Source organism: Cupriavidus sp. 01T418, assembly GCF_056398885.1.
Genome location: NZ_JBFTQG010000008.1, coordinates 135148 through 154545 on the forward strand (window position 1 = coordinate 135148; position 19398 = coordinate 154545).

18 protein-coding genes are annotated in these 19398 nt (G+C 65.7%); 8 read left to right on the forward strand and 10 right to left on the reverse strand.

What is annotated here, in order from left to right; genetic code table 11:
- The first annotated feature begins 26 nt into the window (after positions 1–26).
- Both AC1DQ3_RS11900 and AC1DQ3_RS11905 read left to right on the forward strand, forming a co-directional pair.
- Complete coding sequence (locus AC1DQ3_RS11900; RefSeq protein WP_477120396.1) at positions 27–1010, forward strand: Bug family tripartite tricarboxylate transporter substrate binding protein; 984 nt, start codon at positions 27–29, stop codon at positions 1008–1010.
- Between the two features lie 49 nt (positions 1011–1059).
- Positions 1060–1944: a fumarylacetoacetate hydrolase family protein gene (locus AC1DQ3_RS11905; protein WP_477120397.1), complete on the forward strand. Its 885-nt coding sequence runs from the start codon at positions 1060–1062 to the stop codon at positions 1942–1944.
- Positions 1945–2055: 111 nt separating this feature from the next.
- Here the strand turns inward: AC1DQ3_RS11905 and AC1DQ3_RS11910 are convergent, their stop codons facing one another.
- Positions 2056–2943: a LysR family transcriptional regulator gene (locus AC1DQ3_RS11910; RefSeq protein WP_477120471.1), complete on the reverse strand. Its 888-nt coding sequence runs from the start codon at positions 2941–2943 to the stop codon at positions 2056–2058.
- A 194-nt stretch (positions 2944–3137) separates the two neighbouring features.
- Between AC1DQ3_RS11910 and AC1DQ3_RS11915 the strand changes: the two genes are divergently transcribed.
- The 6 genes from AC1DQ3_RS11915 to AC1DQ3_RS11940 all read left to right on the forward strand — a co-directional run bounded on the left by AC1DQ3_RS11915 (position 3138) and on the right by AC1DQ3_RS11940 (position 7394).
- Positions 3138–4127 (forward strand): SLAC1 anion channel family protein, encoded by a 990-nt coding sequence (locus tag AC1DQ3_RS11915; protein WP_477120398.1) that lies wholly within the window; start codon positions 3138–3140, stop codon positions 4125–4127.
- Positions 4128–4138: 11 nt separating this feature from the next.
- Positions 4139–4672, forward strand: a complete 534-nt coding sequence (gene mug / locus AC1DQ3_RS11920; RefSeq protein ID WP_477120399.1) for a G/U mismatch-specific DNA glycosylase — start codon at positions 4139–4141, stop codon at positions 4670–4672.
- Positions 4673–4977: 305 nt separating this feature from the next.
- Positions 4978–5331 carry a YciI family protein gene (locus AC1DQ3_RS11925; protein WP_477120400.1) on the forward strand — a complete coding sequence of 118 codons (354 nt, stop codon included), beginning with the start codon at positions 4978–4980 and terminating at the stop codon, positions 5329–5331.
- 166 nt (positions 5332–5497) lie between these two features.
- Entirely contained in the window at positions 5498–5911 is a 414-nt protein-coding gene (locus AC1DQ3_RS11930; protein ID WP_477120401.1) for a YciI family protein, read from the forward strand.
- Between the two features lie 65 nt (positions 5912–5976).
- A complete protein-coding gene (locus tag AC1DQ3_RS11935; RefSeq protein ID WP_477120402.1) occupies positions 5977–6102 on the forward strand; it encodes a hypothetical protein in 126 nt (41 codons plus the stop codon).
- Between the two features lie 5 nt (positions 6103–6107).
- Positions 6108–7394, forward strand: a complete 1287-nt coding sequence (locus AC1DQ3_RS11940) for an RNA polymerase sigma factor (protein WP_477120403.1) — start codon at positions 6108–6110, stop codon at positions 7392–7394.
- 395 nt (positions 7395–7789) lie between these two features.
- On the opposite strand, the gene AC1DQ3_RS11945 is transcribed toward AC1DQ3_RS11940, so the two are convergent.
- The 9 genes from AC1DQ3_RS11945 to AC1DQ3_RS11985 form a co-directional block, all read right to left on the reverse strand.
- Entirely contained in the window at positions 7790–8989 is a 1200-nt protein-coding gene (locus tag AC1DQ3_RS11945; RefSeq protein WP_477120404.1) for an ABC transporter permease, read from the reverse strand.
- 2 nt (positions 8990–8991) lie between these two features.
- Positions 8992–10206 (reverse strand): ABC transporter permease, encoded by a 1215-nt coding sequence (locus tag AC1DQ3_RS11950; protein WP_477120405.1) that lies wholly within the window; start codon positions 10204–10206, stop codon positions 8992–8994.
- A gap of 1 nt (position 10207) precedes the next feature.
- The gene (locus AC1DQ3_RS11955; RefSeq protein WP_477120406.1) at positions 10208–10882 is read right to left on the reverse strand and encodes an ABC transporter ATP-binding protein; all 675 of its coding nucleotides are present in this window, start codon (positions 10880–10882) and stop codon (positions 10208–10210) included.
- Positions 10879–12087 (reverse strand): efflux RND transporter periplasmic adaptor subunit, encoded by a 1209-nt coding sequence (locus tag AC1DQ3_RS11960; RefSeq protein ID WP_477120407.1) that lies wholly within the window; start codon positions 12085–12087, stop codon positions 10879–10881. The genes AC1DQ3_RS11955 and AC1DQ3_RS11960 overlap by 4 nt, the downstream gene beginning before the upstream one ends.
- Before the next feature lie 213 nt (positions 12088–12300).
- Positions 12301–13497, reverse strand: a complete 1197-nt coding sequence (locus tag AC1DQ3_RS11965; protein WP_477120408.1) for an aminotransferase class V-fold PLP-dependent enzyme — start codon at positions 13495–13497, stop codon at positions 12301–12303.
- A gap of 212 nt (positions 13498–13709) precedes the next feature.
- A complete protein-coding gene (locus AC1DQ3_RS11970) occupies positions 13710–14444 on the reverse strand; it encodes a class I SAM-dependent methyltransferase (protein ID WP_477120409.1) in 735 nt (244 codons plus the stop codon).
- 358 nt (positions 14445–14802) lie between these two features.
- On the reverse strand, positions 14803–16815 hold the full coding sequence (locus AC1DQ3_RS11975; RefSeq protein WP_477120410.1) for an acetyl/propionyl/methylcrotonyl-CoA carboxylase subunit alpha: 2013 nt from the start codon (positions 16813–16815) through the stop codon (positions 14803–14805).
- A 75-nt stretch (positions 16816–16890) separates the two neighbouring features.
- Positions 16891–17679 carry an enoyl-CoA hydratase/isomerase family protein gene (locus AC1DQ3_RS11980; RefSeq protein WP_477120411.1) on the reverse strand — a complete coding sequence of 263 codons (789 nt, stop codon included), beginning with the start codon at positions 17677–17679 and terminating at the stop codon, positions 16891–16893.
- 64 nt (positions 17680–17743) lie between these two features.
- Positions 17744–19351 (reverse strand): carboxyl transferase domain-containing protein, encoded by a 1608-nt coding sequence (locus AC1DQ3_RS11985; RefSeq protein ID WP_477120412.1) that lies wholly within the window; start codon positions 19349–19351, stop codon positions 17744–17746.
- Positions 19352–19398: the final 47 nt, after the last annotated feature.

Genomic DNA, 19398 nt, shown 5'->3' on the forward strand with positions numbered 1-19398 from the left:
GCGAATGACGGGACATGGAGACAGCAATGAAACACGCGAAATGGTGCATGGCGACCGTGCTCGCCGCGCTTTCGACGGTCGGGCAGCCTGTGCAGGCGCAGGACGAGGCCGCTTATCCGACCAAGCCGATCCAGATGATCGTCGCCTACCCTCCCGGTGGCGGCACGGACATCCTGGCCCGCGTGGTGGGAGCCGAATTGTCGAAGACGCTCGGCCAACCCATCGTGGTGGTCAACCGCGGCGGCGCGTCCGGCGCAATCGGCACAGAGTCTGCGGCCCGCGCCGCACCCGATGGCTACACCTTGCTGATGGCCACAGCCAACGTCACCATCAGCCCTGCGGTCGACGCCAAGGCCCGGGTAAATCCGACGAAGGATTTCGTGCCGGTGACGCTGCTGTCCGAGTCGCCGTTCGTGCTGGTCGCCTCCTCCACACTAGAGGCGAGGTCGTTCGCGGAGCTGTTGGCCTATTCGAAAACGCATCCGGGCGCCGTGAACTACGCGTCCACCGGCATTGGCTCGCCGCAGCAACTGGCCACCGAACTGTTGAAGAAAAAGGTGGGGCTCGACTGGACACACGTGCCCTACCAGGGTGGTGGCCCGGCAATGGCAGACCTGATGGCGGGCCAGGTGCAAGTCATGTTCAGCAATGTGCTGCCCGTACTGCCCTATATCAAGAACGGTCGGGTGCGCGCGCTGGCGGTGACTACGCAGGAACCGCTGCCCGCGCTGCCTGATGTACCGACCATGATTCAGGCGGGCCAGCCGGGATTCGTGGTGAGCTTCTGGTCAGGCGTACTGGCGCCGGCAGGCACGTCCCCGGCAATCGTGGCGAAACTGAATGGCGCCCTGATGAAGATCATGCAGCTTCCCGCAGTACGGGACCGGCTGGCGCGCGAAGGCAGCATTGTTACGCCGCTGCCCAGCGCCAAATTCGCGGAGTACCTGGCGGACGACGCAGCCCGCTGGCAGCAGATTGCCCAGACAACCGGTGTGCGCGCGGAACGCTGAACTGGCCTCATTGCCGCATCCCCTGCCTCTTACTCAGGAAATTAGAACGATGAAACTGCTTCGTTATGGCCCCGCGGGCCAGGAAAAGCCCGGCATGCTCGATGCCCATGGCAACCTGCGCGACCTGTCCGGGCTGCTGCGTGATATCGACACCCGCCTCATTGCCCCCGAGGGCCTGCAGGCACTTGCCGCGCTGGACCCAGAGCGGCTGCCGCAGGTACCCGGTGAACCGCGGCTCGGCGTGCCGCTCAACGGCATCGGCAAGTTCATCGCGGTCGGACTCAACTACTCCGACCACGCTGCGGAGGCCGGCATGCCGATTCCTGGCGAACCCATCCTGTTCAGCAAGGCGACCAGTTGCATCAGCGGCGCCAACGATGACGTGGTGCTGCCAGCGTGTTCGGTAAAGGGTGATTGGGAGGTCGAGCTTGGCGTCGTCATAGGATCGCTGGCCCGTGGCGTGAGCGAGGCCGACGCGCTCAGGCATGTGGCCGGCTACTGCGTGATCAACGATGTCTCCGAACGGGAATACCAACTGGAACGTGGCGGTGGCCAGTGGGACAAGGGTAAGGGCTTCGACACCTTCGGCCCGATCGGCCCATGGCTGGTCAGCGCAGACGAAGTCGCAGATCCGCAGGCGCTCGACATGTGGCTGGAGGTCAACGGGGAGCGGGTACAGGCCGGCAATACCCGCACAATGATCTTCAGTGTGGCGCAACTGGTCAGCTATATCAGCCGCTGCATGACCCTGATGCCGGGCGACGTCATTGCCACCGGCACGCCGCCGGGGGTCGGCATGGGCTTCCGCCCGCCGCGGTATCTGAAGGCGGGTGACGCAATGCGCGTCGGGATCGCCGGACTTGGCGAACAACTGCAGCATGTCAAAAACGGAGGCCACCAGGGCGAGGCAAGCGCGGGTAGCGGGCCTCAATAGCGTCTCCTCGCGGTCGTCCGCACAGACTGATGAAGCGGTCTCTCGAGCCGAAGCGGCGACCGGTTGAACGCACAACCCACTTGCGACGTTCGCACCCCCGACTTACAAACGTCAGACCGCCACCTCCACCACCCGGGCCTTCAACCGCGGCGCGGCGAAATCAAGAAAAGCGCGCAACTTCAGCGGCAGGATTCCCTGTCCGGTGTGAACAAGGCTGATGGGCCACGGAACCGGCTCAAACGGTGCGAGCACGATCTTGAGTGCACCGGCGCGCAACGCACTCGCCATCTGATAAGACACCACGCGAGTGATTCCAACGCCGGCCACCGCCGCATCGATTGCGGCTTCGGCAGTGCTGACGGCAAGCCGCGAGCGGACTGGCACCGAGATCTCCGACTTGCCCGACATGAAGCTCCAAACCTGCCTGGATGTCATCTGTTCGAACGTAATGCATGCATGCGCGGCGAGCTCAAGGGGGCTCGTCGGCGTGCCGTGTTCAGCGAAGTAGGCGGGGCTTGCGCACACCACCCGACGCACCGTGCCAATCCGTGCTGCGATGAAACTGCTGTCGGGCAGTTCGGCGATCCGCAATGCGACGTCGACGTGCTCTTCAAGAAGAGGCACCACGCGGTCGGTCAGCACCATCCGCACATCGATGTCCGGATAAGTCTTGAGGAATTCCGCGACCACGGGCAAGACGTGCAGGCGTCCGAAGACGATGGGTGCAGTGATGACGAGCTCGCCTTTGGGCGCCGCGTATTCCCCCGACGCCGCACGCTCCGCTTCTCCCACTTCCTCGAGAATGCGCCGGCATGCGGCGACATACGATTGCCCGGCTTCGGTGAGAGAAAGCTGCCGGGTGGAGCGATGCAGGAGTCGGGTTTTCAGGTGCGACTCCAGGTCTCCAACCTTGCGGCTCACCGTTGCGAGCGGCATCTTGAGTTGGCGCGCCGCGGCAGAAAAACTGCCTGCTTCGACCACAGCCACCAGGATCGACATGGATTCGAAGCGATCGGCCACGTTCTCATTTTTTGGGAGGATGATTCCCGATAATGGCAGATTATCTTCATGGGTGGAAGAGAATAGTATCGGTGGCATCCCCCGACAAGCGAGGCGGCGAACGATTCGAGGCTTCTCGATCGGCTGCTTTGGGCCGCCACGTCTCGGGTCCCCAAGAATCAGGAGAATGTGCTGTGTCAACGCTTTCGAGTCCCCATCCACAATCCTTGCGAACAACCACTTCCATCAGAAACTTGCCCGTCAACCTGTTTGCGTCGGTGATGGGTATTGCCGGACTGTCCATTGCGTGGCGCCAGGCCAGCCACGATTTTGGGGTGAGTCCGCTAATCTCTGAAGCAGCCGGTATCCTCGCCCTGGTTGTATTCGTCGTGCTGAGCGCGGGCTATCTCTTCAAGGCAGTCAAACATCCTGAGGCGGTCGTCGCCGAATACCGGCATCCCGTTGCCGGCAATTTTTTCGGCACGATCACGATCGCTATCCTGCTGCTTTCCTCGGTCGTTGCCCAATTGAGCCAGACGCTCGCCGAAGTCATGTGGACGGTGGGTACGATTTTCACGCTCGCGCTCTGTTTCGCGATTGCGGGCCGGCTGCTGCGGGGAAAGATCGACGCTGCGCACGCAGTTCCCGCCTGGTTCATCCCGGGTGTGGCCACGTTGGATATCGCCGTTGCCGGCGGGACCATGCCAATGCCGTGGGCGCATGAAGTCAACATGTTCGCACTGGCCGTGGGAACGATGATTGCCCTCTTGTTCTTTACGATGATCATGTCGCGAATGATTCACCACGAGCCGCTGCCCGCCGGCATGGTCCCTTCGCTGCTAATCCTGATGGCGCCGTTCGAAGTGGGCTTTCTTGCCTACACCAACTTTACGCAGCACGTCGACACCTTCTCCGGGTTGCTGTTTTACTTCGGTCTTTTCGTATTCCTCACACTGGCACCCAAGGTGTTTCGCAGGGGAATTCCGTTCGCTACCGGGTGGTGGGCGATCAGCTTTCCGATGGCAGCGCTGGCGAGTGCCGCGCTGAAATACGCGATGTTCGTCCAGGCGTGGCCCGTGAAGGTGATTGCAATCATCCTGCTCGCCATGCTGAGCCTCGCGATTGTGATTCTCCTTGTCAGAACGCTGCACATTCTCCTTAACGGCAAGTTGCTCGCCGGTTGAACGGCACATAAATGGCTACCTGTACGCCTGGGCCAGTTGCGCTGACATCACTTCCGGACGCAATATCGGAAGGTTTGGCCGTCGTTTTTTGTGGAATCAATCCCGGCATGAAAGCGGTAGCGACCGGCCACCATTTTGAAGGTAATGGCAACCGTTTCTGGCGGGTCTTGCATTTGGCCGGTTTCACGCCAGAGCTGATGCGCCCCGAAAACGACCGGGACCTGCTCGCCCATCGGTGCGGATTGACAACAGCTGTTGGCCGGCCTACGGCGCGGGCCGATCAGCTTTTACCGCATGAATTCCTTGAGTCGACTTCCGCGTTACTGAAGAAAATCGAACTTCATCGCCCGACATATATCGCCTTCCTGGGGAAGGCCGCATACACAGCCATTTCAGGTCAGCGGCACGTCTTATGGGGACGCCAGAGGGCTATGTTCGGCGGGTCGAAAGTGTGGATCCTGCCAAATCCGAGCGGCTTGAACCGCTCGTTCAGCCTCGATGATCTCGTTGGGGCTTATAGAGAGTTGTACCTTGCGATAGATTGACGCTCGCAAAGCCGTCGCGCACTCGGTACGTTTCGTCTCGCTTTTCCGGAGGGCCCCCGAGTTGACCGTGCTCGAGGTCGCGGACATCTTCCGCCTCCATGGGCCGGTTCTTCCGCAAACGTGGGGGAGCAGTCAACGTGTTTATATCCGCAATTAACGGCCAAAAAATCCCCCACCCCACGAACCCGCCGGCCGCCTGCGCCCGGCGCCCAGAGACAGGCAGGATGTGCGCGGCAGGCCAGGTGGACGTACACTTGGCGGCGCTCTTCCTGTCATGCCGCATTTGAAACATCGCTGGAGATCCTATGTCTTACATGCTGCTCATCGTCGAACCCATCGGCCAGCGTGCCGAGCGCACTCCGGAAGAGGGCCGCGAAGCCTACGCCAGCATGCAGCGCTTTGCCGAAGGCCTGAATGCGCGCGGGCTGCTGCTCGGCGTCAACTCCCTCACCTCGGAAGCCAAGGGCGTACGCGTGCAGGTGCGCGAAGGCCGCCGCGACCTGCTCGATGGCCCGTTTGCCGAAGCCAAGGAAATGATCGGCGGCTACTTCCTGCTCGACTGCGCTTCGCAGGACGAAGCCATTGCCATCGCCGCCGAATGTCCTGCCGCGGCATGGTGCACCGTGGAAGTCCGCGAGGTCGGACCGTGCTTTCTGTAAATATCGACGCGGGAAGGGCGCGTCCCAGGCCGTTATCCTGACATTCCGGCTTTTTTCGTCCTGGATGTCGATGCGGCCTCGCATGGATCGTCGTACCGGTAAGAGCCACCGAAACGGCGTGGCTCGCTACCGATAACGAACAACCCCGATCTCAAGGAGCGCTGCGATGCGATTCATGATCCTGGTGAAAGCCACGCAAGGCAGTGAAGCCGGCGTGATGCCGGAAGAAGGTCTCTTCGCCGCCATGGCGGCCTATCACGAACAACTGGCCAAGGCAGGCGTGCTGCTGGACGCCGCCGGGCTCAAGCCCACTTCCGCGGGCTGGCGCATCCGCTACGCCGGCGGCCAGCGCACGGTCATCGACGGGCCGTTCGCCGAGACCAGGGAAGTGGTGGCCGGCTACACACTGATCCAGGTGCGCAGCCGCGACGAAGCCATGGAATGGGCGCGGCGCTTTCCCTCGCCGCATGGCGAACTGGCCGACGGCGAGATCGAGGTGCGGCAGTTGTTCGAGTTGGAAGACTTCGGGCCCAGCCCGTCGGTAAAGCGCTTCCAGGATCTTGGCATCGGGCAGCATTGAACCCGGCGCCGGTTCCTGCGCGATCCATACCCAATCACGCGATACTGGATCAGGGGGGAAAGAACATGCACAGGAAAATCTATCTGAACCCGCAGGGTCACGGCTGCAGGTACGCGCACGGGTTCGATGATCTCGATGGGCATATCCGGGAACTGATGTATATGGAGCCGTCCGCGGTGGGAGCGACCTGAGGCACATGGCGACGACGACACCGGCGCAGCGGGCCATCGAAGCCGTCTGGCGCATCGAATCCGCCAAGGTCATCGCCCACGTCGCGCGTGTGGTGCGCGATGTGGGGCTGGCCGAAGAGTTCGCGCAGGACGCGCTGGTTGCCGCGCTGGAGCGCTGGGCCGAGGCCGGCGTACCGGACAATCCTGGCGCCTGGCTGATGACCACGGCGAAGAACCGCGCGCTCGACTACTTGCGCCAGCATGCGCTGCACGCCCGCAAGCATGAGCAGATCGGTCATGATCTTGAAGCGATGGAGGCCCATGTGGTGCCGGATTTTGTCGATGCGCTCGACGCCGCGCGCGAGGACGATATCGGGGATGACCTGCTGCGTCTGGTGTTCACCGCCTGCCATCCCGTGCTGTCCACCGACGCGCGGGTCGCCATGACGCTGCGCCTGCTGGGCGGGCTCACCACCGGGGAAATCGCGCGCGCCTTTCTCACGCCGGAGGCCACCATCGCGCAGCGCATCGTACGCGCCAAGCGCACCCTGGGCGCGGCTCGCGTACCCTTCGAGGTGCCCGGCCCGCAGGCACGGGCGCCGCGCCTGGCCTCGGTGCTGGAGGTGATCTACCTGATTTTCAATGAGGGCTACTCCGCTACGGCCGGCGACGACTGGATGCGCCCCGCGCTATGCGAGGAAGCGCTGCGCCTGGGCCGCACCCTGGCCGGCCTGGTGCCGGAGGAAAGCGAGGCGCACGGGCTGGTGGCGCTGATGGAGATCCAGGCCTCGCGCGTGCATGCGCGGGTGGATGCGCAGGGCCGTCCGGTGCTGTTGCTGGAGCAGGACCGCAGCCGCTGGGACCACTTGCTGATCCGCCGCGGGCTTGGCGCGCTGGCGCGGGCGGAGGAACTCGGCGGGGCGCTCGGGCCCTACGCATTGCAGGCGGCTTTGGCGGCCTGCCACGCCCGCGCGGCCAGCGCGGACGAGACCGACTGGGCGCAGATCGCCGCGCTTTACGATGCGCTATCCCAGGTCGCGCCGTCCCCCGTGGTGGCGCTGAACCGCGCCGTAGCAGTAGGCATGGCCTTCGGCCCCGAGGCCGGCCTGGAACTCGTCGACGCCCTGATCGCCGAGCCGTCGCTGGCGAATTACCACCTGCTGCCCAGCGTGCGTGGCGACTTGCTGTTCAAGCTCGGCCGCCTCGACGAAGCCCGCGCCGAGTTCGAGCGCGCCGCGGGCATGACGCGCAATGCCCGCGAGCGCGAGTTCCTGCTGGGGCGGGCACGCGATGCCGGCGCCATCCGCTCCTGACATACCAGCGTGTGCTGATGCCGATCTTGTCGAAGACCTTGCAGACCTCGATGCTTTTGCTACCTGACGACAACGAGGGCTTCCGATTTCTTCAGTCAGGTCAGGAGATTGAAGGCGAACCCTAGCGCAATCGCGCCGCCGAGCGCCTCCACTGCTGCCAGTGCGAGAAGGTTCCTCAGAATGAAGGCATCGTCCTGCTTGGTCACCATGGTGTTGTCTCCTGATGTAGGAATCCCATGGCCGGAATGTAGTGGCAAGTTAAGCAGTACCGTTCCATGCTCCAGCCACGTCTTGATTCGCTTCCAGTAGACCGCAACGCGGAGCCCGCGAAAAGCTGGCATAAACCCCTATTCGGGCACTCGGTGGCCGATGTAGAAGCGGTTCGGTCCGGGTTTCTATTCCGATCGCAAGGCCTCCTGCGGAGCAAGCCGTGCGGCCCGTCGTGCCGGCAGCACGCCAGCAGCCAGACCGGTCACCACGGCCACCAGTTCGGCGAACAGCGCGTAGGACCAGGGTGTGTGGACCGGCAGCGCTGGCACCGTGGCTGCGAGTGCTAGCGCGATGCCCCATCCGAGCAGCAGTCCGGCCATGCCGCCGACGGCAGCGAGCACCGCCGCCTCACCGAGAAAGAGGAGCATGACCTGTGCCTCGGTCGCGCCGAGGGCGCGCAGCAGCCCGATCTCCGATGTGCGTTCAGCCACGGCGATGGTGAGAATGGTGAGGATCCCCACCCCGCCCACGATCAGCGAGATGGCGCCGATCGCTGCTACCGCGAAGGTGATGGCATCGAGTACGGTGCCGAACACCTCCAGCATTTTCTGCTGGGGCGTGACGGTGAAATCCTCGGCACCATGGCGCGCGCTCAACAGGCGCTTGATGCCGTCCTCCACGTCGGAGAGCCGGGCGGTGGGATCGTAAGTGACCTCGATCTCCACCAGGCTTTCCCGATTGAACAGGTCCAGGGCACGACCGGCCGGTATGTAGACCGTATCGTCCAGGTCGAAGCCCAGCATCTGGCCCTTTGCTTCCATCACGCCCGTCACGCGATAGCGTTCGCCGCCTACGCGGATCCGCGCGCCCAGTGGGTTGTCGCCGCCGAACAGCTCGCGCGCCACTCTTGCGCCCAGTACCGCCAGCGTGCGTGCGGCGCGTGGATCGTCATCCGGCAGGAATTGGCCGGTGGCCACGCGCATGCTCAGCGCCTCGGTGAAGCTGGGCCCGACGCCATACAACGTTACCCGCCTGCTTTTACCGAGGTAGTCGACTTCGGCATTGCCCTGCACCAGCGGGTTGGTCACGCGCACGTGGGGGGCATGGCGCAGGGCGATGGCGTCTTCGATCGTGAGCGGGCGCACGGTATTGATCGAACCGAGCGAAGCGCCGTGGGTCTGGGTGCGGCCCGGCGTCACGCCGATCAGATTCGTGCCGAACTGGGTGAACTCTTCGATCACGAAGCGATGCAGCCCTTCGCCGATCGAGGTCAGCAGGATGACCGCGGCGATGCCGACGGAAATGCCCAGCGCGGTGAGCAAGGTGCGCAGCCGGTGAGCAGCCAGGGAGGCGAGGGTGAAACGGATGAAGTCTGCGTAGCGCATGGTCATCTTCGCGACAAGGCCTGCACCGGATCCAGCTTTGCCGCGCGTTGCGCTGGTGCCACGGTGAAGGCTATGGCGGTCATGACCGCGATGGCCGGCGCCCCCAGCAAGGCCCACCAGGGTGGGGTGAAGGGAATCGCCGGATAGAACCGGACGGCAAGGTTGCACGCAGCTTCGCCCACGGCCAGGCCCGCGCCCACGCCACCGAGCGCCAGCAGTACGGCCTCGGTGAAGAAGAGCAGCCGGATGTGGCCGGCGGTGGCGCCGAGCGCCTTGAGCAGCCCGATTTCGCGCTGCCTCTGGGTCACGGCGATCAGCATCACGTTCATGATGAGGATGCCGGCGACGGCGAGGCTGATGGCGGCGATGCCGCCCACCGCCAGCGTGAGCGCGCGCAGGATGCGGTCGAACGTGGCGAGCACCGCGTCCTGTGTGATGACGGTTACGTCGCGCTTGCCCTCGTGCCGCTGGCGCATGATCTCCTCGGCGTCGGCCTTGGCGTCCTGAATCTGCTCGCGCGTCCTGGCCTCGATCAGGATGCGGAACAGCGAGTCGGTGTTGAACAGCGCCTGGGCCGAGGACAAGGGAACGATGACCAGTTCGTCCGTGTTGAAGCCCAGCGACTCTCCCTGGCCTGCCAGCAACCCGATCACGCGAAAGCGACGCTCGCCGATGCGCAACCATTCACCCAGGGCCTGGCGTGAGCCGAACAGCTCCATCGCCACCCTGGTGCCGATCACGCAGACGGGCTGGCCGTGATGTGGATCGCCTTCGGGCAGGAAGCTGCCCTGGGCTAGTGCCATATGGCGCACCGCCAGCAACTCGGCGGTGGACCCCAGCACCGGCGCTTCGCGTCGTCGCGCGCCGACATGCAGATCCGCGTTGCCGACGATGAGCGGCGCGATGCGCAGCACGGCGGGACTGCGCCTCAGGGCGAGCGCATCGTCCAGCGTCAGGTCGCGCGTGGTCGCGCCCAGCACGATTCCCGGCGCAGCGCCGGACGTTTCGCTACGCCCGGGCAGTACGATGACGAGGTTTGTGCCAAGTGCGCCGAACTGGTTCACCACGTACAGCCTTGCCCCCTCGCCGAGCGCGCTGACCGTCACCACGGCGGCGACGCCGATACCCATGGCGAGCAAGATCAGCAGGCTGCGTGAGCGGTAGCCACGCAGTACCTCCCAGGTGAAGCCGAGAATGTCAGTGAGCCGCATGGCCATGCTATCGCGCCTCGTCGCCGATCATGCCGCCGTCCACCATGCGCAGCCTGCGCCGGGAGCGCGCGCCGTTTTCCGGGTCATGCGTGACCACGATCAGCGTTGCCCCCTGTGCATGCAGGCCTTCGAGCACGGCCATGACTTCCTGGCCGGTATGCCGGTCCAGATTGCCGGTGGGCTCGTCGGCGAGGATCATCGCCGGGCGCATGGCCATGGCACGGGCTATGGCAACCCGCTGGCACTGCCCTCCCGAGAGCTCGTCAGGCCGGTGCCTGGCGCGGTCTTGCAGGCCGTACTCGCCAAGCAACGTGTCCACGCGGCGGCGTCGTTCCGCCGGGTCCATCCCTGCCAGCACCATCGGCAGCTCGATGTTTGCAGCGGCAGTGAGGCGCGGCACCAGGTGAAAAAACTGGAAGACAAAGCCGATCTTCTCACGCCGCAGGCGCGCCAGTTCGTCGTCCGGCAGAGCGGTTACGTCGCGGCCGTCGAGTTGATAAGTGCCGGTATCGGCGCGATCCAGCAGGCCCAGGATATTGAGCAAGGTGGACTTGCCCGAGCCCGATGGGCCCATGATGGACAGGTATTCTCCCTGGGCAACCGCCAGGTTGATTTCATGGAGCGCATGCACAGCCTCGCCGCCCAGCACGAATCTCCTCCCGATGCCGTCGAGCCGGATCATTTTGCTCGCGTCTCCGCGGTAGTCTGTTCTTCCTCGACAGCGGCGACGCCAGCCTTGAGACCGATCCGTTCCGGTGAGGTGACGACGCGCTCGCCGCGCTTGAGCCCTCCGGTCACCTCGGTGAACTCCGCGTTGGAAATGCCGGTGTCCAGCTTGCGCGCTTCCAGCCTGCCGGCGGCGTTCAACACCAGTACCTGGTTGCCGGATGTCAGTGCAGTGGTCGGGATGCGCAGAACGTGATCGCGGGCATCGGCCACGATTTCCACATCGGCGCTATAGCCGACCAGGAGATGGCGGACGATGTCGGGACTGTCGAACTGGACCTCGACTTCAACGGTGCGCGCCTGCTTCTCCTGTGCCAGGACGTAAGGGGCGATGCGCCGCAACTTGCCGTCGAAATGCCTGCCGCGATAGGCGTCCAGGGTGACGCGCGCCGGCATGCCCACGCGCAGGCGTGCCGCGTCGATCTCGTCGATCGGCGCGGACACATAGAGGCACGAATCGTCGATCAGGTCCACGGCCGGCAGCGTCGGGATGCCGGGCGGGGAGGGGGTCAGGTATTCGCCGATCTCGCCATTCACTTCGGCCACCACGCCGTCGAAAGGCGCCTTGAGCACGGTGCGCGCAGTGTCGGCGCGCGAGGCGGCGATGCGCGACTCGGCCTCCTTCACCTGCGCTTTTGCCGATTCGCACGCTGCGCGCTTGGAGTCGGCGTCGGCATCGGCCCGTTCCACCGCCTGGGGCGAGACGAAACCTCTCCCCACCAGTTCCCTGGCGCGCCTGGCGTCGCTTGCCGCCGCCTTGGCCAGTTCGCACACTTCGCGCACATGCGCCGTGGCCGTCAGAAACTGGTTTGTCGAGAGGTGTTCGCGCGCGACCAGGTCTTCGTTCCAGAGAACCAGGAGCACCTGGCCCGTCTTTACCCGGTCACCTTTGCGGATATTCAACACTTCGATGCGTCCGGCCGCCGGCGGCGCCAGTTTCGCCCGCCGGCAGGCGGAAACCGAGCCTGCCCGCGTGTTGGCGACAGTGGCTTCGACCCGCCCCTGCACGGCCCGGGCCGTCAGCACCGCTACCGGCTTGGCCCGGGTTGCGTACCAGCCTGTGGCAACAATGCCTGCGAGTATCGCCAGGGCAATCGCGATGCGCCTGACGAGGCGGCTGCGTATCAGCGATCCTGGCGGAGACAGGGGCTTGTCTGGCATAGGGTAAGGGATGCGAAGACGTCGGGTGCCAATGTTGCGCTGTTGCGCTGTTGCGCTGCATCAACCCCACTGTCCCACTGTCGCACGGTCTCTTTATCGTAGCCCGTCCCGCAACCAAGCGCCACACGCGACACCTGCCTGCTGCCTCGCCGGGAATCGGACGTTCGCCGGCCTACCGCGCTGGCTTCCATGCAGGCGGTGCCTGCGCCACGGCTAGCGCGCCAGGGCCCGCAAGCCGTCCAGCAATTTCCCGATCTCGGCTTCGGTGGTCAGGTAGCTGACCGAGGCGCGGGCGATCTGGCTGAGTCCGCGCGCGTTCATATCCAACGGCGTGTAGGCGACCCCGTTGCTGCCGATCACCACCCCCTGCGCGGCCAGCCCGCGTTGCACCGCCACGGCATCCTGGCCGTCCACGTTGAATGCCACCAGTCCGGAACGCTCGCGGCCCTGATCCAGCACCGTCACGCCGGGTATTTCAGCCAGTTGCGCACGCAGCGCCTGCGCGGTGGCGTCGATGCGCGCACGGATATTGTCGAGGCCGATCTCCAGGGCTTCCTGCAAGGCATTGGCCAAGCCGCAGCGCAGCGCCATCGCCGCTTCCGCCGATTCGAAGCGGGCCGCGCCAGGCCGCCAGACAGGTTCGCCATGCGCATCCAGCGGCGCGCAATAGGTGTCGGCGAAGACAGGCGTCAGCCGGGGCAGGAAATCCTGCCGCACAAACAGCAGCCCCGTGCCCCTCGGGCCGCGCAGCGCCTTGCGGCCCGCGCCGCTCAACACGTCGCAGCCCACCTGGGCCACGTCGACAGGCAACTGGCCCACCGCCTGCGCGGCGTCGATGAAGTAGGGGATGCCGTGACGGCGCGCCACTTGCCCAATGGCCGCGGCGGGATTGATGAGCCCGCCGTTGGCGGGTAGCCAGGTCAGCGCGATCAGGCGCACGCGCTCATCCAGCATGGCCTCCAGCGCCTCGGGATCGACGGCGCCGCTGCTATCCGACGGGATGGTTTCGATCGATGCGCCCGCCCGCTGCGCGCTCAGGCGCATGGCGGCCAGGTTGCCGCCCCACTCGTGGCGACCGACCAGGATGCGGTCGCCGGGCCGCCAGGATCCCAGGGCGGCGAAGGCGGCGCCCCATCCAGGCGAATTGCCCGTGGTCAGTGCAATCTCTTCCGGCCTGGCGTTCAGCAGTTGCGCGGCGAGGGTACGCGCGCGTTCCGTTTGTTCGCGTGCCGCCACGCCGGCTTCCATCGGCCCCAGCGTGGCTTCGCGCCGCAAGTGGGCGTAGACCGCCTCCAGCGTGGCCGTGGACGGCAACGAGGCGCCGGCGTGATTGAAATGCGTGGTGGTCTGCGTGCCTGGCGTGAGGGCGCGCAGCGCGTCCACGGCGGCGGGGGTGAGGGGAGCGGGCATGGGCGTTGTGGTGAGCGCGTCTGGTTCAGGTTTGGGCCAGCGAAATGATGGCTTCGACATCCACGGAAAGAAGCGGCAGGGATTGCCTGGTACGCATGCGCCTTGGACGCGGGCGCTGGAAGCACGACATGCTACGCCTTGTCGAGGGGGCGTGCTTGTGGACGAGGTGGTGGAGAACCGGGAACGGCTGGTGCTCAGGCCGGCGTGCCCTGCTACTGCAAGACGGGTGCGGGCGGCAACTGCGCGGCCCAGCGATAAACCAGCAGGCGTCCCTTATAGGCATCGACGCCCGGCGATGCCGCACGGTCGAGTTTTTCCTCGCGCATCAGGAAGCCCTGCTCGGCCATCTGCCGGTTGAAAGCCGGGCGGTTGCCGCGATCGGGATCGACGATCCAGACCTCGACGGTCGGGCTGGCATGGCGCCCGATAAAGTGAGCGAGGTTGGCATTGGCATCACGCTCGTAGAGCAGGTCGCTGCCGATGATCAGGTCGAAGTGGCCGTGGACGCTGGCGGGGGCCGGGCTGGCACCGTCGGCGGCGTCTTGTTCATGCTCCGCCGCACTCCAGTGGCCGTGCCGGTATTTCATCGGCGCCAGGCCGTTCAGGCGCACGTTTTCCGCGAGGAAGCTGGCCGCCATCGGGTGGCAGTCGCTGGCGGTCATGTCGGCGCCGCGGCGGTGCCCTACCAGGCTGGCCAGGCCCAGGCCGCAGCCAATTTCCAGTACGCGTTCGGTGGCATCCACCGGCCGCGCCGCCATGCGTGCGGCCAGGTGCGCGCCGGACGGCCATAGCATGCCGAACAACGGCCACATGGCGGACGAAATGCCTATGCGAGCGGCTTCGCCGAGAGGATCGTAATACTGCTGTTTATCCAGCAGCGAGCGAATGACCAGGTCGGCGACGCCCGCGACGGCGATGCTCTCCTGCTTGGTTTGGTAGCCGGGCATCGAGGGGGGAGGAAGCCGGGACGGCGGCTTCGCAATAGCAATAGGGAGGGAACGAAGCAGTATGCCCGAAATACCCCGGGGCAGCCCGGGATAGCCTGGAAATAGTCTCCAAATGCACCGAATTACGGGGAAATGTGCAGGAAAGGGAGCGGGTCAACTGTCATGGGCATGAACAGGTGCCGGAAAGGGTGGAAAGGGTGGAAGGGGCAGCCGCAATCGCCACGCTGCCGGTGGCCCTGGATGGCCGGCTTGCGCCCTGTGGCCTGGTGATGCGCAAGAGCCGCCCGCCCACGCCCGCGATGCAGCTTGTCATCGACATGCTGCGCACGCGCGGGCAGGGCAGGGCGGATAGGCGGGATCAGGCCGCCGCTTCTTCCAGTGTGACCAGTTGCGCGCCGTCCTGCACCTGGTCGCCGACGGCGTAGAGCACTTCCTGCACCACCCCGTCGGCGGGTGCGGTGAGGGTGTGCTCCATCTTCATGGCTTCCATCACGATCAGCGGATCGCCCTTGCCGATGACGGCGCCGGCCTGGACCATCACCGCGATGATGCGGCCCGGCATCGGTGCCACCAGCTTGCCGCCTTCGGCATCGGCCGCGCCTGCGTGGGCGAGCGGGTCGATCACCTCCAGCCGGGTTTGCTGGTTGCCGCTGAACACGTAAAGCGCGTCGCCGTCGATATGCGTGCTGCTCTTGACGATGCGCTCGCCGAGGTCGAGCGCATGCGTGGTGGCGCGGAACGGCACGGTTTGGTCGCCCACGGTCAGCCATTGCTTGCCGTCATCGCTGCGCAGGCTGGCAAGTGTTTCGCCTTCGCTCGTGCGCAGGCGGAACTGGCTGCTGGCTTCGCCATTCAGGCGCCATGCCCCGGCGTTGTGCCAGGGCGAATGCGCGTCGGCCGGATCGATTCGCCGCGCGCGGGCTTGCGCGTCCGCCAGCGCCGCCACGGCCAGTGCAATGACGTCGATGCCCACCTTCGCGGGGGGCGGGAACAGGGCCGCCTGATTGCGCTCGATCAGTCCGGTGTCGAGGTCCGCGGTGCGGAAAGCCTGCGACGTCACCAGCCGCTGCAGGAAGGCGATATTGGTCGACAAGCCCACCACGTGGTATTCGGCCAGCGCTTGCGCCATGCGCGCCAGCGCTTCGTCGCGGTCGCGGCCCCAGACGATCAGCTTGGCGATCATGGGGTCGTAGTACGGGCTGATGGTGTCGCCCTCGCGCACGCCGGAATCGATGCGCACGCCGGCGGGGCCGTCGCCGTCATGGCCAAGCGTGAACGTCACCGCCGCCGGCGTGCGCAGGTACCGCAGCGTGCCGGTGGAGGGCAGGAACCCCTTATCGGGGTTCTCCGCATAGACGCGCGCTTCCAGCGCGTGGCCGTGGATACGAAGCTGATCCTGCCGCAGCGGCAGCGGCTCGCCGGAGGCCACGCGCAGCTGCCATTCCACCAGATCCTGCCCGGTGATCATCTCGGTGACCGGATGCTCCACCTGCAGGCGGGTGTTCATCTCCATGAAGTAGAAGGAGCCGTCCTGGTTGGCGATGAATTCCACCGTGCCGGCGCCGACGTAGCCCACGGCCTGCGCCGCTGCAACGGCAGCGTCGCCCATCGCGCGCCTGCGCTCTTCGCTCATGCCGGGTGCGGGGGCTTCTTCCAGCACCTTCTGGTGGCGGCGCTGCACCGAGCAGTCGCGCTCGAACAGGTAGACGCAGTTGCCATGCGTATCGGCAAACACCTGGATTTCGATATGGCGCGGACGCGTCAGGTATTTCTCCACCAGCACGCGGTCATCGCCGAAGCTGGCGCTGGCTTCGCGCTGCACCGAGGCCAGCGCGGCTTCGAAGCCTTCGCTGGATTCCACCACGCGCATGCCCTTGCCGCCACCGCCTGCGCTGGCTTTGAGCAGCACCGGATAGCCGATGCGGTCGGCCTCGCGGCGCAGCAGCGTGGGGTCTTGATCCTCACCGTGGTAACCCGGCACCAACGGCACCTCGGCCTGTTCCATCAGGCGCTTGGCCGCGCTCTTGCTGCCCATGGCGCGGATGCTCGATGCCGGCGGCCCGATAAAGACCAGGCCCGCTTCGGCGCAGGCTTCGGCGAAGCCGTCGTTCTCCGAGAGGAAGCCGTAGCCGGGATGGATCGCCTGTGCGCCAGTGGCCTTGGCCACCTCGATGATGTGGTCGCCGCGCAGGTAGCTGTCGCGCGCGGCGGCGCCGCCGATGTGCACCGCCTCGTCGCACAGCGCCACGTGGCGTGCGTTGGCGTCAGCGTCGGAGTAGACCGCCACTGTGCGGATGCCGAGGCGGCGGCAGGTGGCTGCCACGCGGCAGGCGATTTCGCCGCGATTGGCGATCAGGATCTTGTTGAACATGGATGTTCCTAGTTTTGGTTCTGGCGGCGTGGCTGCAATGGCCGCACGGCGCGCGTCATGGAGCTGGGGCTCGGCTCAGGCAGGCCGCCAGGACGGCGAGCGCTTTTCCAGGAAGGAGCGCACGCCCTCGCGGCCTTCTTCCGACGCGCGGATTGCGGCAATGCGGTCGGCGGTATCGGCCAGCAGCGTATCGTCGATGGCACGGCCAGACACCTCCTGCACCAGCCGCTTGCTTTCGCGCACGGCATTGGGACTGTTGGCCACCAGCGCGGCGGCCAGCTCGGTCACCCTGTCGTCCAGCGCATCGGCCGGTACCACCTCATGCACAAAGCCCAGCCGCAGCGCCTCGGCCGCGCCGAAACGCTCGGCCGTGATGAAGTAGCGGCGCGCGGCCTGCTCGCCCATGGCGCGAATCACGTAGGGGCTGATGGTGGCTGGCAGCAGGCCCAGGCGCGCTTCCGACAGGCAGAAATTCACCGGTTCCGCGGCCACTGCGATATCGCAGGCCGCAACCAGGCCGACGCCGCCCGCATAGGTATCGCCGTGGATGCGCGCTATGACGGGCTTGGGGCAGGCCCAGATCGTGTGCAGCATCTGCGCCAGCGTCAGCGCGTCCGACCGGTTCTCGTCGTGCGAGTAGCCGGCCATCTTCTTCATCCAGTTCAGGTCGGCGCCCGCGCAGAAGGCCGGGCCATTGCCCGCCAGCACGATGGCGCGCACCGTGGACTCGCTGCCCAGCGCGCGGAAGGCTCCGGTCAGTTCGGCGATCACGGTCTCGTTGAAGGCGTTGCGCACGTCCGGCCGGTTCAGCGTGACGGTGGCCACGTGCTGCGCGGCGGTGACGGTAAGGGTGGTGAATTCCATGGTGGTGTCCTGTGCGATGCGATTCGGTGCGATTTGCTATGCGGGGCTCTTGCGCAATGGCAAATTACATGCGGAACACGCCGAACTTCATCTCGCCGATCGGCGCATTCAGGCTGGCCGACAAGCCCAGGCCCAGCACCGTGCGGGTCTGCGCGGGATCGATCACGCCGTCGTCCCACAGCCGCGCGCTGGCGTAGTACGGATGGCCCTGGTGCTCGTACTGGTCGCGGATCGGCTGCTTGAACTGGTCTTCTTCCTCGGCGCTCCAGCTACCGCCCTTGGCCTCGATGCCGTCGCGTCGCACGGTGGCCAGCACGCTGGCCGCCTGCTCGCCGCCCATCACCGAGATCCGCGCGTTTGGCCACATCCACAGGAAGCGCGGCGAATACGCGCGTCCGCACATGCCATAGTTGCCCGCGCCGAACGAGCCACCGATGATCACCGTGAACTTCGGCACCTGCGCCGTCGCCACCGCCGTCACCATCTTGGCGCCATTGCGTGCGATGCCTTCGTTCTCGTACTTGCGACCCACCATGAAGCCGGTGATGTTCTGCAGGAACACTAGCGGGATCTTGCGCTGGCAGCACAGCTCGATAAAGTGCGCGCCCTTCAGCGCCGATTCCGAGAACAGGATGCCGTTGTTGGCGATGATGCCGACCGGGTAGCCCCAGATGCGGGCAAAGCCGCAAACCAGCGTCGTGCCATAGCGCGCCTTGAACTCGTCGAAGTCCGAGTCGTCCACGATGCGCGCGATCACCTCGCGCACGTCGTAAGGCTTGCGCGTATCGGTAGGGATCACGCCATACAGTTCTTCCACCGGATAGCGCGGGGGCAGCGGCTCGTGCAGGCGGATCTGGTCCGGCTTGCGGCGGTTCAGGTGCTGCACGATATTGCGCGCCAGCGACAGCGCGTGCGCGTCGTTCTGCGCGAAGTAGTCGGCCACGCCCGAGAGCCGGGTGTGCACGTCGGCGCCGCCCAGGTCCTCGGCGGTGACCTCCTCGCCCGTGGCCGCCTTCACCAGCGGCGGCCCGCCCAGGAAAATCGTGCCCTGGTTCTTGACGATGATGGACTCATCGCTCATCGCCGGTACATAAGCGCCGCCAGCGGTGCACGAACCCATCACCACCGCGATCTGCGGGATACCCTGCTTGGACAGGTTGGCCTGGTTGTAGAAGATGCGGCCGAAGTGGTCGCGATCGGGGAAGACGTCGTCCTGGTTCGGCAGGTTGGCGCCGCCGGAATCCACCAGGTAGATGCAGGGCAGGTTGTTCTGCTCGGCGATCTCCTGCGCGCGCAGGTGCTTGCGCACGGTGAGCGGATAGTAAGTGCCGCCCTTGACGGTGGCGTCGTTGCAGACGATCACGCATTCCTGCCCGGCGATGCTGCCGATGCCGGTGATGATGCCGGCGCCGGGCGCGGCATTGTCGTACATGTCATACGCCGCGAGCTGCGACAGTTCCAGGAACGGCGTACCCGGATCGAGCAGTTGCTGCACGCGGTCGCGCGGCAGCAGCTTGCCCCGCCCGAGGTGCTTGGCGCGGGCTTCCTCGCCGCCGCCTTCGGCCAGCTTGGCGATCCTCGCCTTGAGGTCGACGACCAGCGCCTGCATGGCGTCGGCATTGGCGCGGAAGGATTCCGAACGCGCATTGAGTTTGGTTTCGAGCGTGGGCATAGGGTGTCGGGTCTTTGTTCTGGTGTCTCGTGCAGTGATCGCGGCAG

Bases quoted from the DNA above. Each gene is read 5' to 3' on its own strand.
- AC1DQ3_RS11900 (WP_477120396.1), top strand. From the start codon at position 27: ATGAAACACGCGAAATGGTGCATGGCGACCGTGCTCGCCGCGCTTTCG.
- AC1DQ3_RS11905 (WP_477120397.1), top strand. From the start codon at position 1,060: ATGAAACTGCTTCGTTATGGCCCCGCGGGCCAGGAAAAGCCCGGCATG.
- AC1DQ3_RS11910 (WP_477120471.1), bottom strand. From the start codon at position 2,943: ATGTCGATCCTGGTGGCTGTGGTCGAAGCAGGCAGTTTTTCTGCCGCG.
- mug (WP_477120399.1), top strand. From the start codon at position 4,139: ATGGCTACCTGTACGCCTGGGCCAGTTGCGCTGACATCACTTCCGGAC.
- AC1DQ3_RS11925 (WP_477120400.1), top strand. From the start codon at position 4,978: ATGTCTTACATGCTGCTCATCGTCGAACCCATCGGCCAGCGTGCCGAG.
- AC1DQ3_RS11930 (WP_477120401.1), top strand. From the start codon at position 5,498: ATGCGATTCATGATCCTGGTGAAAGCCACGCAAGGCAGTGAAGCCGGC.
- AC1DQ3_RS11935 (WP_477120402.1), top strand. From the start codon at position 5,977: ATGCACAGGAAAATCTATCTGAACCCGCAGGGTCACGGCTGCAGGTAC.
- AC1DQ3_RS11940 (WP_477120403.1), top strand. From the start codon at position 6,108: ATGGCGACGACGACACCGGCGCAGCGGGCCATCGAAGCCGTCTGGCGC.
- AC1DQ3_RS11945 (WP_477120404.1), bottom strand. From the start codon at position 8,989: ATGCGCTACGCAGACTTCATCCGTTTCACCCTCGCCTCCCTGGCTGCT.
- AC1DQ3_RS11950 (WP_477120405.1), bottom strand. From the start codon at position 10,206: ATGGCCATGCGGCTCACTGACATTCTCGGCTTCACCTGGGAGGTACTG.
- AC1DQ3_RS11955 (WP_477120406.1), bottom strand. From the start codon at position 10,882: ATGATCCGGCTCGACGGCATCGGGAGGAGATTCGTGCTGGGCGGCGAG.
- AC1DQ3_RS11960 (WP_477120407.1), bottom strand. From the start codon at position 12,087: ATGCCAGACAAGCCCCTGTCTCCGCCAGGATCGCTGATACGCAGCCGC.
- AC1DQ3_RS11965 (WP_477120408.1), bottom strand. From the start codon at position 13,497: ATGCCCGCTCCCCTCACCCCCGCCGCCGTGGACGCGCTGCGCGCCCTC.
- AC1DQ3_RS11970 (WP_477120409.1), bottom strand. From the start codon at position 14,444: ATGCCCGGCTACCAAACCAAGCAGGAGAGCATCGCCGTCGCGGGCGTC.
- AC1DQ3_RS11975 (WP_477120410.1), bottom strand. From the start codon at position 16,815: ATGTTCAACAAGATCCTGATCGCCAATCGCGGCGAAATCGCCTGCCGC.
- AC1DQ3_RS11980 (WP_477120411.1), bottom strand. From the start codon at position 17,679: ATGGAATTCACCACCCTTACCGTCACCGCCGCGCAGCACGTGGCCACC.
- AC1DQ3_RS11985 (WP_477120412.1), bottom strand. From the start codon at position 19,351: ATGCCCACGCTCGAAACCAAACTCAATGCGCGTTCGGAATCCTTCCGC.